Source organism: Streptomyces mayteni, assembly GCF_054783955.1.
In genome coordinates, this window is record NZ_BAAGPR010000023.1 from 42,893 (window position 1) to 57,672 (window position 14,780).

9 protein-coding genes are annotated in these 14,780 nt (G+C 73.7%); 3 read left to right on the plus strand and 6 right to left on the minus strand.

Annotation, left to right across the window (positions count from 1 at the left end):
- Positions 1 to 66: 66 nt before the first annotated feature.
- Together ACYVPE_RS13410 and ACYVPE_RS13415 are read right to left on the minus strand one after the other, a co-directional pair.
- Positions 67 to 1,062, minus strand: a complete 996-nt coding sequence (locus ACYVPE_RS13410; protein WP_461033757.1) for an ATP-grasp domain-containing protein — start codon at positions 1,060 to 1,062, stop codon at positions 67 to 69.
- A 202-nt stretch (positions 1,063 to 1,264) separates the two neighbouring features.
- Positions 1,265 to 2,683 (minus strand): MFS transporter, encoded by a 1,419-nt coding sequence (locus ACYVPE_RS13415; protein WP_461033758.1) that lies wholly within the window; start codon positions 2,681 to 2,683, stop codon positions 1,265 to 1,267.
- Positions 2,684 to 2,842: 159 nt separating this feature from the next.
- Here ACYVPE_RS13415 and ACYVPE_RS13420 point away from each other — a divergent pair, with 159 nt between their 5' ends.
- Together ACYVPE_RS13420 and ACYVPE_RS13425 are read left to right on the plus strand one after the other, a co-directional pair.
- Positions 2,843 to 3,211 carry a tetratricopeptide repeat protein gene (locus tag ACYVPE_RS13420; protein ID WP_461033759.1) on the plus strand — a complete coding sequence of 123 codons (369 nt, stop codon included), beginning with the start codon at positions 2,843 to 2,845 and terminating at the stop codon, positions 3,209 to 3,211.
- A 41-nt stretch (positions 3,212 to 3,252) separates the two neighbouring features.
- Positions 3,253 to 4,314: a hypothetical protein gene (locus ACYVPE_RS13425; RefSeq protein WP_461033760.1), complete on the plus strand. Its 1,062-nt coding sequence runs from the start codon at positions 3,253 to 3,255 to the stop codon at positions 4,312 to 4,314.
- On the opposite strand, the gene ACYVPE_RS13430 is transcribed toward ACYVPE_RS13425, so the two are convergent.
- The 3 genes from ACYVPE_RS13430 to ACYVPE_RS13440 all read right to left on the minus strand — a co-directional run bounded on the left by ACYVPE_RS13430 (position 4,311) and on the right by ACYVPE_RS13440 (position 8,388).
- Complete coding sequence (locus ACYVPE_RS13430; RefSeq protein WP_461033761.1) at positions 4,311 to 6,155, minus strand: transketolase; 1,845 nt, start codon at positions 6,153 to 6,155, stop codon at positions 4,311 to 4,313. The genes ACYVPE_RS13425 and ACYVPE_RS13430 overlap by 4 nt on opposite strands.
- 195 nt (positions 6,156 to 6,350) lie before the next feature.
- Complete coding sequence (locus tag ACYVPE_RS13435; protein WP_461033762.1) at positions 6,351 to 7,529, minus strand: baeRF2 domain-containing protein; 1,179 nt, start codon at positions 7,527 to 7,529, stop codon at positions 6,351 to 6,353.
- A 316-nt stretch (positions 7,530 to 7,845) separates the two neighbouring features.
- Positions 7,846 to 8,388, minus strand: a complete 543-nt coding sequence (locus ACYVPE_RS13440) for a type 1 glutamine amidotransferase domain-containing protein (RefSeq protein WP_461033763.1) — start codon at positions 8,386 to 8,388, stop codon at positions 7,846 to 7,848.
- Positions 8,389 to 8,687: 299 nt separating this feature from the next.
- Between ACYVPE_RS13440 and ACYVPE_RS13445 the strand changes: the two genes are divergently transcribed.
- Positions 8,688 to 12,638 carry a Tat pathway signal protein gene (locus tag ACYVPE_RS13445; protein ID WP_461033764.1) on the plus strand — a complete coding sequence of 1,317 codons (3,951 nt, stop codon included), beginning with the start codon at positions 8,688 to 8,690 and terminating at the stop codon, positions 12,636 to 12,638.
- Positions 12,639 to 13,253: 615 nt separating this feature from the next.
- Here ACYVPE_RS13445 and gndA read toward each other — a convergent pair.
- Positions 13,254 to 14,693, minus strand: coding sequence for an NADP-dependent phosphogluconate dehydrogenase (gndA, locus tag ACYVPE_RS13450; RefSeq protein ID WP_461033765.1), 1,440 nt, complete (start codon positions 14,691 to 14,693; stop codon positions 13,254 to 13,256).
- Between the last annotated feature and the right edge of the window lie 87 nt (positions 14,694 to 14,780).

Consider the following 14,780-nt stretch of genomic DNA (forward strand, 5'->3'; position numbering starts at 1 on the left):
CGCCGGATGTCGGCGGCCCGCCGGTGGGCGGGCCGCTGCGGCGTGCCGCCGGCCGGGCGGCCCCGGTCAGCCGCCGGCCACGGCGAGGGCGCCGGCCGGGACCTCGGTGGCGGTCTCGGTCACCGCCACCCGGCCGCCGAGGCGCGGCGCCGGAAGGAACCCCGGATCGCCGCTGAGCAGCAGCCGGACGGCCGCCCAGGGCAGGTTCACCCCGGCGAAGGCCGTCTGGAAGATGCCGGCCGAGGGGCGGGGGTTGGCCTCCAGCAGCATCGGCCGCCCGTTCCGGTGGCGCAGCTGCACGTTGGAGAGGTACGCCAGCTCGAAGTGGTTCACCAACCGCTCCGCGATCTCCGGGTAGACGGGATCGTCCAACAGCACCCGGTAGCGGCCCTCCTTGGCGCGCGCTATGCCGGCCAGCAGCCGGCCGCCGGGCGTCGAGAGGCAGTCGACGCTGACCTCGGGCCCCTCGAGGTAGGGCATCACGAGGAAGGCGGGCACCTTCTCGTGCTCGTCGGCGGCCCGCTTCAGCGCGTCGGCCACCGCGTTCACGGAGACCAGCGGCCTGGCGGGTTCGAGCAGGTCCCGCATGCTGAGCGGGCTGTCGTCCAGGATGCGGAAGCCGAACGCCGAGTACTCGCCCGCCGGCTTGATGCAGACGGTCTCGCCGGCACCGGCCAGCTCCGCGACCGCCGCCCGCAGCCCCTCGGCGTCCCGCACCACCCGCCACTCGGGCACCGGCACGCCGATCGCCGAGGCCACCTCGTAGGTGCGGCTCTTGCTGGTGAGCACGTCGATCGCGGCCGGCGACGAGCACATCAGCCGGGTGCCGACCGCCGCGAAGTCGTCGGCCCGGCCCGCGAGGGCGTCGAGCCGCCGGGGCGGCACGAGCACGTCGATGCCGTGTCGCCGACAGAAGTCCAGGGCGAACTCGGCGTAGGTCTGGTTGTTCACGCGACGCGGCTCGACCTCCGCCACGTCACAGGCCGCCAGGGCGGCCGCGCCGCGGTCCACGTTGCTGCCGTAGATCCGGACCGGGGTCGCGTCGGGGTTGTCCCGCAACATCCGGATCACCTGCGTCGTGGCCGCTCCCGCGCTGCTGAGCCAAATCCGTAGTGCTATCGCGCACTCTCCCGTCATCACAGAAAGCGGGCCGACCATGATCGGATGTGAAACGGATCATAGCCCCGAACGATGACGCTCATGTTTCACCGTCGAACGTCTCTCCGTACGGTGTGGCCTGCGACGATGGCGCGACCGGCGAGGGTCAGCGGCGCGGCTCCCCGGCGCTCGGCTCGGCGGCGAACGAGGCCATCGCCCGCTCGGCCGTGGCCCTGGCCCGGCGGCCCGTCGTCAGCAGCCCGAACAGCAGCACCAGAGCCCCGCAGCCGGCGATCACCCACCACCCCGCGGTGCGTGAACCGTTGGCCAGGGTGGTGCCCACCACCGCCACGCCGAGCGCCGAACCCACCTGCCGACCCGTCGACGCGATCCCGGCCGCCACCCCGGCCTGGGCGCGCGGCATCCCGGTCACCGCCGTGTTGGTGATGGGCGCGTTGACCAGGCCGAAGCCGATCCCGAACAGGACGTAGGCGGTGAACAGCAGCCCGAGCGACGAGTGGGGCTCCAGCCTGGTCAGCAGCAGCCCGCTGGCCAGGATCGCCACCCCCGCCGGCAGCAGCGGAACCCGGGCGTTGAAATGACCCACCAGATAGCCGGAGAGCGGCGAGGCGAACAGCGTCACGGCGGCCATCGGCAGCAGGTGCAACCCGGCCTCGAACGGCGACAGATGGCGGTCGTTCTGCAGGTAGATCGTGTTCAGGAACAGGAAGCCGCCGAGCCCGGCGAACGCCAGCACCGCGATCCCGAACGCCCCGCTGAACGGCACGCTGCGGAAGAACCGCATCTCCAGCAGCGGCTCGGCGCGGCGCGGCTCGTACCGGAGCAGCCCACCGAGCGCCAGGACCGCGACCGCGAAGCTCCACAGCAGGATCGGGGACGACCAGCCCTCCTTGCCGCCCTCGATGATGCCGAAGGTGACCGAGCCGAGCAGCACGATGACCAGCAGCTGCCCGACCGGGTCGAGCCGGCGCGGACGCGGGGCGCGCGACTCGGGGACGTAGCGCATGGTGAGCACCAGCGCCGTCAGACCGATCGGCAGGTTGATCCAGAAGATGGCGCGCCAGTCGAAGACGCTGACCAGCGCGCCGCCGAGGATCGGCCCGACCGCCATCGAGATCCCCACCACCCCGCCCCAGACGCCGATCGCCCTGGCCAGCTCCCTGGGTTCCCGGAAGGTGTTGGTGATGATCGACATCGCCACCGGGTTCAGCATCGAGCCGCCGATCGCCTGACACGCCCGGAACGCCACCAGCCAGCCAAGACCGGGAGCCAGCGCGCACAGCAACGAGCCCGCGGTGAACACCGCGAGACCGATCTGGAAGACCCGGCGGCGGCCCACCCGGTCGGCCGTCGAACCCGACAGCATCAGGAAGGACGCCAGCACCACGGTGTAGATGTCCACCGTCCACTGCAGCCCGGAGACGCTGGCCCCCAGCTCCCGCTCGAGCGAGGGCAACGCGACGTTCAGCGCGGTGATGTCCAGGCTGACGATCAGCAGGCTCATGCAGCAGATCGCCAACACCAGGAGCCGGCGTCGACGGGGAAGCATCTCGGTCTCTGGCATGTCCATCCAGGCTAGTCGTCGGCAGGCCGACGGCGCGCGGCGGGTAGTCCTCCCGGGTGGCCGGGCATACCGCAGGGGAATACCGGTGGCCGGCGCGATGTTGCGCCGACGCCGGCATCCGTGCCGGAAGCACCGAAGTCCAGCTCGCGAGGAGGGGACGTGCCGAACACCTCACCGGAGACGAACGTCATCGCCTACCGGGCGGCCGAGCAGCTGCTCGACGCCCGCGACCCGCGTGGCGCCCTCAAGCTCCTCGACCCCGTGATCACCGCCCACCCCGAGAACACTGCCGCCCGCCTGCTGCGCGCCCGTGCCTTCTTCCTGGCCGCCCAGCTCCGCGCCGCCGAACAGGAGTTCATGCTGATCATCGAGCGCGAGCCGGACAACGCCTTCGCCCACTTCGCCCTCGCCCGCACCCTCCAACGGGCCAACCGGAACGCCGAGGCGCTCGGCCACTTCCGGCTCGCCGCCGCCCTCGACCCGCGCCCCGACTACCTGGCCGAGGCCCGCTTCGAACAGGCTCCCTGATCGGCCGCGGCCGATCCCCGGTACCTGGTAGACATCACCCCATGCGGGTGAGCGAGGCACGAGCGGCGGCGCGGGACTGGATCGGACGACACGGCAGCCGGACGCCCGGCTTCCGGGGGGCGTACCTCAGCGGATCGACCGTCGACCTGCCCGCCACCGCCGAGGTGCCGGCCGGCTCCGACACCGACGTCATGCTCGTCGTCGACGCCGCCGAACTCCCTGAGAAGCCGGGCAAGTTCCTCCACCACGGCGCCCTCCTCGAGGTCACCGTGGTGCCCTGGGAACAGCTGCGCTCGCCCGAGCACGTGCTCGCCAGCTACCACCTGGCCACCCCCTTCAGGACCGACACGGTCATCGCCGACCCCACCGGCGACCTGGGCCGCCTCCGCGAGCGGGTCGCCGCCGGCTTCGCCGAACCCCACTGGGTGGCGCGCCGCCGCGCGGAGGCCAGGGGCCGCGTCGAGCGCGGCCTGCGCGGCCTCGACCCCGACCGGCCCTGGCCCGCGCTCGTCATCGGCTGGCTCTTCCCCACCGGCGTCACCACGCACGTGCTCCTCGTCGCCGCGCTCCGCAACCCCACCGTGCGGCTGCGCTACGTCGCCACCCGCGACCTGCTCGCCGAGCACGGCACCCCGCACCGCCACGAGGAACTGCTGCGACTGCTCGGCAGCCACGCGCTCACCGCCGAGCGCGCCGAACACCACCTGCGGGCCCTCGCCGCCACCTTCGACGCGGCGGCCGCGGTGGCCGGGACGGCCAGGACACAGTTCCCGTTCCGCACCGACCTCACCCCGGCCGCCCGCCCCATCGCCATCGACGGCAGCCTCGCCGCGATCCGCGCCGGCCGGCACCGCGAGATCGCCTTCTGGCTCGCCGCCACCTTCGCCCGCTGCCACCTGGTGCTCGAGGCCGACGCGCCGGCCGCGCTCACCCGCGCGCACCGGCCCGCCTTCGCCGAACTCCTCGCCGACCTCGGCATCGTCACTCCCGACGACCTGCGCGCCAGGGCCGAAGCCGCACTCGCCTTCCTGCCCACCCTCGACGCCTGGGCCGACGAACTGCCCGCGCCGGCCGGCGCGGGCAGCCCGTCGGCCAGCCGCTAGACCGCCAGCGCCCGGTGCGCCGCCGCGGTGATCCCCGTGGCGTCGATACCGGCCTCCTTCAACTGCTCGTCACCGGTGGCCGAACCCGGCAGGGTGGTCACGGCGAGCCGCACCAGACGCGGCACCGGGCTCCCGTCGGTGAACGCGTCGAGCACCGCGTCGCCGAGCCCGCCCTCCGGATGGTGGTCCTCCACCGTGAGCAGACAGCCCGTCACCTCGGCCGCCGCCCGCAGCGTCGTCACGTCCACCGGCTTCAGCGAGTACAGGTCGATCACCCGCACCGGAATCCCCTCGGCCGCCAACTCGTCGGCCGCCGCCAGCGCCTCGTGCACCGTCACCCCGGCCGCCACCAGCGTCAGCCGGTCCTCGGCCGAGGAACGCAGCACCTTGCTGCCGCCGATCGGGAACTCCTCGTCAGGACCGTAGATCACCGGGCTGCCGCCCCGCGTGGTGCGCAGATACCGCACCCCGGACGCCTCGGCGGCCATCTCCGCGACCAGCCGCGTCGTCTGGTTGGCGTCGCACGGGTAGAGCACCGTGCTGCCGTGCACCGCACGGAACATCGCCAGGTCCTCGAGACCCATCTGCGAAGGACCGTCCTCACCGATCGCTACCCCGGAGTGCGAACCCGCCACATTGAGCTGGGCATGGCTGACCGCCGCCATCCGGACGAAGTCGTGCGCCCGGGTCAGGAACGCCGCGAACGTCGACACGAACGGCAGCCAGCCCCGCACCTGCATCCCCACCGCCGTCGCCATCAGCTCCTGCTCGGCGATATAGCACTCGAAGAACCGGTCGGGATGCTCCTTGGCGAAGAACTCGGACCGCGTCGAGTCGCTCACCTCGCCGTCGAGCGCCACGATGTCACCGCGATCGGTGCCCACCGCGGCCAGCGCCCGACCGTACGCGTCCCGGGTCGCCACCTTCTCGCCCACCGAGAAGACCGGCAGCTCGGCGTGGACCCCGTGCCGGGAGCGCGGCGCCGTCGCCGCCGCCGGCCGCGCCACGTCGACCTGGATGCGCCGCTCACCGCCCAGCTCCTCGATCGCCTCAGCCGGCTCGGGCAGCGGCTTCCCGTGCATCCCCTCCCGGTTCTCGACGGAGGCCACCCCCCGCCCCTTGAGCGTTCGCGCCAGCACCACCGAGGGCCGGTCGGAGACGCTCAACGCCTCCGCGTAGGCCGCGTCGATGGCCGCCGGGTCATGGCCGTCCACCTCGATCGCGTGCCAGCCGAACGCCTCGGCCCGCCGCGCGTAGGCGTCCAGATCCCACTCGTGCCGGGTCGGGCCACGCTGGCCGAGCCGGTTGACGTCCACGATCGCGGTCAGATTGCTCAGCCGCTCGTAGCCCGCGTGCTCGAACGCCTCCCAGATCGAGCCCTCGGCCAGCTCGCTGTCACCGCACAGCACCCACACCCGGTACGGCATCGGCTCGAGACGGCGCCCGGCCAGCGCGAGACCCACCCCCACCGGCAGCCCCTGCCCCAGCGAGCCCGTCGCCACGTCCACCCACGGCAGCTTCGGCGTCGGATGCCCCTCCAACCGGCTGCCGAGCTTGCGGAACGTCAGCAGCTCGTCGTCGCTCACCGCGCCCGCCGCCTTGTACACCGAGTACAGCAGCGGCGAAGCGTGGCCCTTGGAGAAGATCAGGTGGTCGTTGCCCGGGTGGTCAGGCCAGTCGAAGTCGTACCGCAGATAGCGGCCGAGCAGCACGGCCATCAGGTCCGCCGCCGACATGGACGAGGTGGCGTGCCCCGAGCCGGCGGCCGCGGTGGCCCGCACCGAGTCCACCCGCAACTGCTGGCCGAGCTCGGCCAGATCGAGGTCCGTGGTCGTCGTCATGCCTGCCTCCCGCGGCGCCACCGGCCGCTGCCGCGGCCGGCCCACCGTGTCGTCGCTTGCGTCACTTCGTCGCTGTGGTCGCTGTGGTCGTTGTCCCGTTCGCCTGCCTGTCCTTCACCTGTCACCTGTCACCTGTCGATGTTCGGGGGCGCGAGTACCCCGCCGCCCGCGGCCCCTAACGGGGCCCGCGCGCGGTCAGCCGCCGCTGACCGGACCCGTCCGGCTCCCGCCGCCCGGCACCGCGCCCTCGTAGGGCCAGCGCAGCAGCGCCCCGAGGCCGCCCACCGGAAGCGTCGCGGAGACGGCCGTGCCGTCGCCGAGCGCCACCACGTCGGCACCCGTCGCCGCCGCCGAGCGCAGCAGCGCGTCGTCCGCCCGCGCCTGGTGCGGCGCCGGATCGCCCAGATACCGCGTGTCGCCGCGGCGCACCGCCACCTGGTCGGGATCGTGCCCCACCCAGACGTCGCGCCGCAGATCGGGACCGCCAGAGCGCACCAGCAGCGAGGCGATCCGGTGCTCGCGCGCCGCGTCCACCAGGGCCGGCACCCCCTCGGCGGCGTCGATCCTGCCGTGCGCCGGCGACCGACCCTCCTCGAAGCTGTCCAGCGCCCGCTCCGCGTCCAGCCGCGCCCGCTCCGCGCGGGCGTCCGCCACCTCGGTGTCCAGGCGCCGGTTGTCGGAACCCCGCGCCCGGCCACCGCGGTCGGACTCCACGGCCACCGCCCGCAGCCACTCGGGCAGCCGGTCGAGCACCGCCCGCCGCTCCCGCACGTCACCGGCGAGCACCAGCACCTCGACGCCGGCCCGCTCCGCGTCGACGGCCAGCGCCTCCGCGATCCGCTCGGCGTTCTCGTCCCAGGTGTTCTCCACCGCGAGCTGGAAGTGCCACTCCGACCAGTCGGCCCGCCCGGTCCTGTGCAGCGGCCACTCCTGGCCCCGCACCTCGTCGATCGAGCGCGGCCGCCGGCCGTGGCCGAGCAGCTCGAAGTCGGCGCCCCTGCGGTCCACGAAGGCCACCAGGCACACCGGGTCCCGCGCCGCGTAGTCGAGCAGCGGGCCGAGCCTCGGCAGCACCGCCCAGTCGGCCAGCGATGTCGCGGGCGGCGCCACGGGCAGCGGCGTGTCCAGCACGACCCGGCCCTCGGTGGCGAAGACCGCGTGCCCCTCGGGATCGGGGTCGAGCCCGCTCAGCGTCGCGTGCAGGGCGCGCACCGTCGCGTCGTCCGCGCCCTGCTCGGCCAGCCGTTCGCAGGCGTCCCGCGCCTGGAGCGCGCGCTGCGCCGCGGCGTCCGCGGTGATGGCCGAGGTGTCGAAGTAGACCGAGGCCCACGGCCCCGGGTGGTGCAACAGGGGATCGAGGAAGTCGAGCTTCATCAGAACTCCTTGAGTGGAGACCCTCGGTTTCAACCGGGGGAGGATCGCATCCCTGGCTTGTACTTAGCGGAGCGTAGCGGTATGGCTGCGGAATGCTCTGGTAGAGTGATGGGGTCGTCGGGGCGAGAACCAAGCTTCGGCGGTCTACCGCTGGGCATGGGGGCACCTCCCGGACGAAGTCTGGGGGAGGGATGTGAGGTCTGTGGAGCGGGTGTAAGACCCTGGCTTGGGTGCGTCCCGGGGGCGATTCGCGGTGAATCAGAAAGGTCCTCCCGCGAGGGCAGGGATCGCCATCCACTCGTGGACGGGGAGGAAGTCAAGCCGTCACCTTCCCGAACTCGCGGAGGAGGGCGTCCTTGAAAGCCGGCAGATCGGCCGGCTTCCTGCTGGTCACGAGCGTGGTGCGCGCCGTGTCGTCCACGTGCACCCGCTCGTCGACCCACGTCGCTCCCGCGTTCCGCAGGTCGGTGCGGAGGCTGGGCCAGGACGTCAGGGTCCGGCCGGGCAGCACGCCGGCCTCCGCCAGCAGCCACGGCGCGTGGCAGATCGCGGCCACCGGCTTGCCGGCGTCGAAGAAGGACCGGACGAAGGCCACCGCGTCCTCGTCGAGGCGCAGCGCGTCCGGGTTGGCCACCCCGCCAGGCAGCACGAGCGCCTGGTAGGCGTCGGCCGAGGTCTCGGCGACCGTCTCGTCGACCGGGAAGGTGTCGCCCTTGTCCAGGTGGTGGAACGCCCGCACGTGCCCGGGCCGGGTGGAGACCAGGCGTGGGATCTCGCCGGTCTCGGCCAGCGCCTCCCAGGGCTCGGTCAACTCGACCTGCTCCACCCCCTCGGGCGCCGTCAGGAAGGCGATCAGCATGGTGTCTCACCGTCTCTCGTGCCGTCTCTCGTGCGCGATATCGCGCACGTCAGCCCGCCGAGTAACCGCCCGAGCGGCCGGGGAAACGCCCCACGCTCCCGGGCGGCGGCGCCACCCCACCCACGACTTCGAAATCGTTTACTGCCGGCCCGGGTTGAGGAGAGGCCCGTGCTGTCAGGGCCATTGACGGTCCGAGCGCCGGCCGTCTAGCGTGCGCAGCGATCTCGGAGGGAAACGGTTACTACGAACGGCCGGCCTCTGGGAAAACGGTTACTTCCCTCGCCGAGGAGGACGATCGGATGACCACTGGACCGCGTCGCCGCACCATGCTCGGGATCGCCGCCGCCGGAACCGCCACCGGCCTGCTCCCGCTCTCCCTCCCCACCACCGCCCTGGCCGCCGAGCCCACCACCGCCCGGGCCGCCGCGGGCGGCGCCAGACCCGGCGCCCTCGACGCCCTGGTCTTCGGCGACCCGGCGTCCGAGGCGGCCCACGGCCTGGTCGCCGACGGCACCGAGCTGGTCGCCGGGCCGACCGGTGGCCAGGCCAGGGTCGCCCTGCCGGCGGCCACGGCCACCGACCGCGGCGGCGACCTGCGGTTCACCATCGCCGTCGACCCGGCCGCGCAGAACCACCTCACCCTGCTCCTCTGGGGCGAGGACGACTCCGAGTACCGGACGGTCCTGCTGGTCGACGGGGAGCAGGCCAGCTACCGGGGCGCCGCCGACTACGAGCCGGTCAACGCCGGCACCCGGGCGGCCGCGCTGACCGGCCGCCACTTCCTCACCACCGCCCTGCTGCCGCTGGCCGCCACCCGCGGCCGGAGCCACGTCCAGATCACCCTGCGCACCATGGCCGCCTCGCTCACCGGCACGGTCACCGCGCGCTCCCGGCGCTACCTGGAGGCGTTCACCCATCCGGCGCCCTGGGTGCCGCCTTTCGACGGTGACGTAACCGGTTACCAGAAGACGGCCAGGGCCGCCCCCGCGCTGACCCCGGAGGCCGAGCGCGCCCTGGTGGAGCGCTACCGCGCCCGGCAGCTCGACACCTTCGACGCGCTCTCCCGGCGGGTCGACGCCGACCCGGCCGCCACCATGTCGATCGTCCGCTACCAGGACGAGCTGCGCTTCTACGCGGAGGCCCTGTCGACCGACTGGTGCCCCGCCGCCACCCCCGCCGCGAAGCGCGAGGCCCTGACCCGGATCTTCGCCTCCGTCGACGCCTACACCCGCCAGTACTACGGCAACGTGCGGAGCCTCGGCAACGGCGGCCACCAGTCCGACTGGGGCGGCTACCACTCGGCGCTCGGCGAGGCGCTCTACATCGTCGAGAACCTGATCGCCGACCCGGAGGTGTACGGCGCCGACCGCTTCGCCGCGCTGCTCGCCGAGCCGTTCGAGACCGGCTCCGCGGACGGCGACAACAGCATCGCGGGCGTCGGCTGGGACGGCGGGGAGCTGACCAGGTTCGGCGCCTGGGAACGGGTGCTCAAGGCCGCCTTCGACTTCGCCAGGTCCCGCCTCTCCTACATCCACAACCAGGTCATGTACACCTACGAGGGCGCCTGGAAGGCCCACGAGGGGCTGCGGGTCATCCGCTCCGGGTACTACGAGGGCCGGGCCAGGAGCCACCGCATCGCGCTGGAGGCGCTGGGCGCCGCCCCGTTCCTCGGCGAGGAGGTGCTCGTCGGCCCGGAGGGCCGCGAACTCGACCTCTACCACAGCCTGTTCCAGCACGACAGGAACGCCCAGTACACCCAGGACTACCTGCGCGTCGTGATGCGCGGACTGGCCACCAGCAAGCTCGACGGCTCGGGCCTGGTGGTACGCCGGCTGCCCTACGGCCGCCACCACACCGGGCTCACGGCAGCCGGCCTCACCCGGGAGAACGGCTACGTCGGCAACTACGGCGAGGCGACCAACTACCTGCCGTCCTGGTTCCACCGCACCTTCGGCCACGCCGGCGACGAGGAGCTGAACGACGAGATCCTGCGGCTCGCGCTCCGCAGCGTGCACGCCCGCGGCCAGACCCGCTACCAGTCGGAGGACGCCGCCGGCCGCCGGCTGATGCGGATGCAGCAGGTGGTGGACGACCGGAACTCCGCCTACCCGGGCCGCGTCGCCTACGCGACCGACGACCAGAGCCCCGCCCAGGCCATGGGCTTCGCCTCCCTGGAACACCACATGGCCCGCCACCCCGAGCGCTACCGGGGCCGCGAGTGGGCGCCCTACTGGGAGTACGCCGCCGAGGCGGTCGGCTTCCTCCAGCAACAGCTCGCGGACAACCAGTACTTCAACCTCTTCGAGTCCCGGATCCTGCCCAACCACCGCTACACGCTCGGCTTCCGGGAGACCTGGGAGTACGTCGCGGCGGGGCGCGCCGACTTCCCGCGGTTCGGCGGCCGGACGGCGGCCGGCGTGGTGCTGCCGCACACCGACCTCGACCGGTACACGGACGCCGAACTCGACCGGCTCGGCGTCACCCGCGACCAACTGCCGGCCCGCTTCGCCTGGGTGGACGTCGACAACCTGCTGTTCTGCGCGCGGGACGGCGAGACGCACCTCTTCGCCTCGCTCATCATGCGCAACAAGGGCGGGTTCCAGGCCAACGGCCGGCTGCACGCCCAGTACGGCGGACACGACCAGCTGGCGCAGTTCGCCACCTCGGGCGTGCTGCGGTACCAGGAGTACACGCTGCGCGCCCCCTCGGTCGAGGAAGCCATCCTCCACGACCGCTACAGCCCGCCGGGCGCGCCGCCGCTGGCCCAGGCCGGCGAGCTGACCCCGGTCGCGTTCCAGCCGGGCGTCGGCCGCACCGACCGCGACAACTTCCGCGAGGACACCCCCTACGCCGGCTACCCGGAGCTGGCCTTCGCCCGCTACGGCCGCTACCTCTTCGCCGCCAACACCACCCGCGCCGCCCACCGCAACCAGCGCGACCACACGGTGCCGCTACCGCCCGAGCACCGCGGCGACCGGGTGCTCGACCTGGTCTCCGGCGAACGCCTGCGGGTAGTGGATGGCGGGCTGCCGCTCGCGCCGGGCGAGGCCGTGGTGCTGCGCCTCGCCACCACGGAGGCCGGCGCGGACGTGCCGGCCGCGGTGGACGTCGTCGTCACCACGCCGGGCTCCGGCGCGGTCGGCCTCAGCTGGAAGCCGGCCGCCGGCGCCGACTCGTACACCGTCAGCCGCGCCGACCGGGCCGGCGGCCGCTACGTGGAGGTGGCGCGCGGGCTCACCGACGCGAGCCACCTCGACCGGGTGTCGTCGGCGTCGTCGGCGTCGTCGGGGGAGGCCGTGCACCACTACCGGGTTCGGGCCGTGAACGCGCGGGGCGGCGGCCGTCCCTCGTCACCGGTCACGGCCGTCGTGACGCCCGCGCACAGCCGGGGCCTGCGCGGCGGATCCTGGCGCGACGACGCGGTGGGGGAGGGGGCGGCCGGCTCGGCCGCGGTGCGCGGCGGCACCGTCACGGTCTCGGGCGTGGCGGGCGCCGGCTTCGCCGCCGGCGACGACGACCACGTCTACGACCGCGACCACCACGACTCGCTCCACCTGGTGAGCCGGCTCGCCAGGGGCGGCGTCGCCGTCACCGCCCGGCTGGCCGGCGCCGCGGGCACGGTCAACGGCGTGATGCTGCGGGACGCCACCGGCGGCCTGGCCCGCTACGTCTACCTGGGCGCGGACGCCGACGGCCGACTCGAACTGCGGACCAGGAGCCTGGACTCCCGGGAGGACATCGGCCAGGGCAACGCCGGCCAGAACGCGGCGGGCGGTATCACCCGCAGCCCGATGCTGGTCGACCTCGGCGAGGACGTCGAACACCGGCTGGCCGACACGCCGTTCGTCCGCCTCGTCAGGCACGCGGACTCCCACCTGGTGACGGCGCTGGTCTCCGCCGACGGCCGCGCCTGGGAACGGATCGGCGCCTCCGTCACCCCGATGGTCGACGTGCTGCACGCCGGCGTGGCCGCCACCGCCGACACCGTGTTCCGCGGCGTCTCCGTGGACGCGGTGCGGGACGGCGTCGCCCTGCCGTCGGTCGCCAGGGCGACCGACGGCGTCACCGTCCACTGGAACAAGCCGAAGGGCGCCGTCGCCTTCTCACTCCACCGCACCACGGGCGACGCCGGCTGGACCCGCCTCACGGACCAGCAACGCGGCTTCTCCCACCGGGACGACACCCCCTTCGGCACGGCCGACTACCGCGTCACCACCCACTTCACGGACGGCTCGACGACAACCAGCTGACGGTCTGCCGGGCCGCGGGGCCGCTGGCCGCGGCGGGCTGAACTGGGAGCGGCGGCCGGCCGGCCCGGGCCGGCTCCGCCGGCCTGGCGCCGGTTCGCCGTGGCCCGGCAGGCGGTGCCGGCCGTCCCGCTAGCCGCCGGACCGCTGGCTGCGGCAGCCCCCCGGGCCGGTGCCGGTTCGACGGCGTTCGGTAGGTGCTGCTGCGGCCGCCGGGCCCGATCGGCCGGCCCTGCCGTGCCGGCAGTCGCCGGCCCCCGGCCGGAGAACGGCTACCGCCGTTGAGGGGCGCCGGGGCGGCGCGTGGCACGACCGGCGCTCGCTCGCCCGTTCACCGCCCGGCGGCGGGACTCGCCCCCACCGGCTGGACGGCCCCCCGGGCGAGGGGGCCGGTCCAGTGGGCGGAGCCGCAGCCTCCGACACCCACCGCGCGGCGTCTGCTTCCTACTGGGTTCGGCTCCGCCCGGCGGCCGTCCGCCGGGTCGGGTCCGGCAGCCGTCGACAACCACCGCGCGGGGCGCGGGCGGACGCCCGCCGGCCCCGGCGCCAGCCGCTGGGCGGAGAGGGCGGGTGGGTGGGGGAGAACCCCCACCCACCGCGCGCGTGGCGTTCAGGCCGTCACGCGGGGTGTTCCGTGCGGTCGGCGCCCCAGAGGGTGTGGAAGGAGCCCTCGCGGTCGACGCGCTGGTAGGTGTGCGCGCCGAAGAAGTCCCGCTGGCCCTGGACCAGCGACGCCGGGAGGCGGTCGGAGCGCAGCGCGTCGTAGTAGGCGAGCGCGGCCGAGAAGCCGGGCGCCGGCACGCCGAGCGCGGTGGCCTGGGAGACCACGTGGCGCCAGCCCACCTGCGCGTCCCGCAGCGCCTCGGTGAACGTCGCGTCGGCCAGCAGCGTCACCGGGGCCTCGTCACCCCGGTGGTACGCCTCGCGGATCCGGTTGAGGAAGCGGGCCCTGATGATGCAGCCGCCCCGCCAGATGGTGGCCATCGTGCCGAGGTCGAGGTCCCAGCCGTACTCCGCGCTGCCCGCCTGCATCAGGTGCCAGCCCTGGGCGTAGGCGACGATCTTCGAGGCGTAGAGCGCCTGCTCCACGCTGTCCGCGAACCGCGCCGCGTCGTCCGGGTGGAGCTCGGGCAGCTGCGGCCCGGGGAGTGCCGCGGACGCCGCGCGCAGGTCGGCGTGGCCGGAGATCGCGCGGGCGAACACCGCCTCGGAGATGCCGGACACCGGGACGCCCAGGTCGAGCGCCGTCTGCACCGTCCAGCGGCCGGTGCCCTTCTGCTCGGCGCGGTCGGCCACGATGTCGACGAACGGGCGGCCGGTGTCCGCGTCCTGGTGCGCCAGCACCTCGGCGGTGATCTCGATCAGGTACGAGTCGAGCCGGCCGGTGTTCCACTTGCGGAAGATCTCGGCGATGTGCGCCGGGTCGTAGCCGGCGACCTTCCGCAGCAGGTCGTAGGACTCCGCGATCAGCTGCATGTCGGCGTACTCGATGCCGTTGTGCACCATCTTCACGAAGTGGCCGGCGCCGTCCGGGCCGATGTGCGCGCAGCAGGGTTCGCCGTCGACCTGCGCGGCGATGCTCTCCAGCAGCGGGCCGAGCGCCTGGTACGACTCGGGGGAGCCGCCCGGCATGATGCTCGGACCGTTGAGCGCGCCCTCCTCGCCACCCGAGATGCCGCAACCGACGAAGTGCAGCCCGCGCTCGCGCAGCGCCGCCTCCCGCCGCCTGGTGTCCAGATAGTGGGCGTTTCCGCCGTCCACGATCATGTCGCCGGGTTCCAGGAGTGGCGCGAACTCGTCGATCACGGCGTCCGTCGGCGCGCCGGCCTTCACCATCACCACGAGCCGCCTGGGCCGCTCCAACGCGGCGACGAACTCCTCGGCCGACTCCGCCGGCACGAAGTCACCCTCGTGGCCGTAGGTGGCCACCAGGTCCCTGGTCTTGGCCGCGGTGCGGTTGTGCACGGCGACGGTGTGACCGTGCCTGGCGAAGTTTCGGGCCAGGTTCCGGCCCATCACCGCCAGTCCGGTGACGCCGATCTGGGCCTGCCGCGCCATGTCATCAACTCCTGTAGTCAGGTTGATCCCACCCGTGCCCCCATGCAACCAGTGTCACGGGTGATCGCAACACGGGAGTGAGAAAAA

What these genes read in the sequence shown, in the direction of transcription:
- ACYVPE_RS13410 (WP_461033757.1), bottom strand. Translation starts at nt 1,062, where the DNA reads ATGTTGCGGGACAACCCCGACGCGACCCCGGTCCGGATCTACGGCAGC.
- ACYVPE_RS13415 (WP_461033758.1), bottom strand. Translation starts at nt 2,683, where the DNA reads ATGCCAGAGACCGAGATGCTTCCCCGTCGACGCCGGCTCCTGGTGTTG.
- ACYVPE_RS13425 (WP_461033760.1), top strand. Translation starts at nt 3,253, where the DNA reads ATGCGGGTGAGCGAGGCACGAGCGGCGGCGCGGGACTGGATCGGACGA.
- ACYVPE_RS13430 (WP_461033761.1), bottom strand. Translation starts at nt 6,155, where the DNA reads ATGACGACGACCACGGACCTCGATCTGGCCGAGCTCGGCCAGCAGTTG.
- ACYVPE_RS13435 (WP_461033762.1), bottom strand. Translation starts at nt 7,529, where the DNA reads ATGAAGCTCGACTTCCTCGATCCCCTGTTGCACCACCCGGGGCCGTGG.
- ACYVPE_RS13440 (WP_461033763.1), bottom strand. Translation starts at nt 8,388, where the DNA reads ATGCTGATCGCCTTCCTGACGGCGCCCGAGGGGGTGGAGCAGGTCGAG.
- ACYVPE_RS13445 (WP_461033764.1), top strand. Translation starts at nt 8,688, where the DNA reads ATGACCACTGGACCGCGTCGCCGCACCATGCTCGGGATCGCCGCCGCC.
- gndA (WP_461033765.1), bottom strand. Translation starts at nt 14,693, where the DNA reads ATGGCGCGGCAGGCCCAGATCGGCGTCACCGGACTGGCGGTGATGGGC.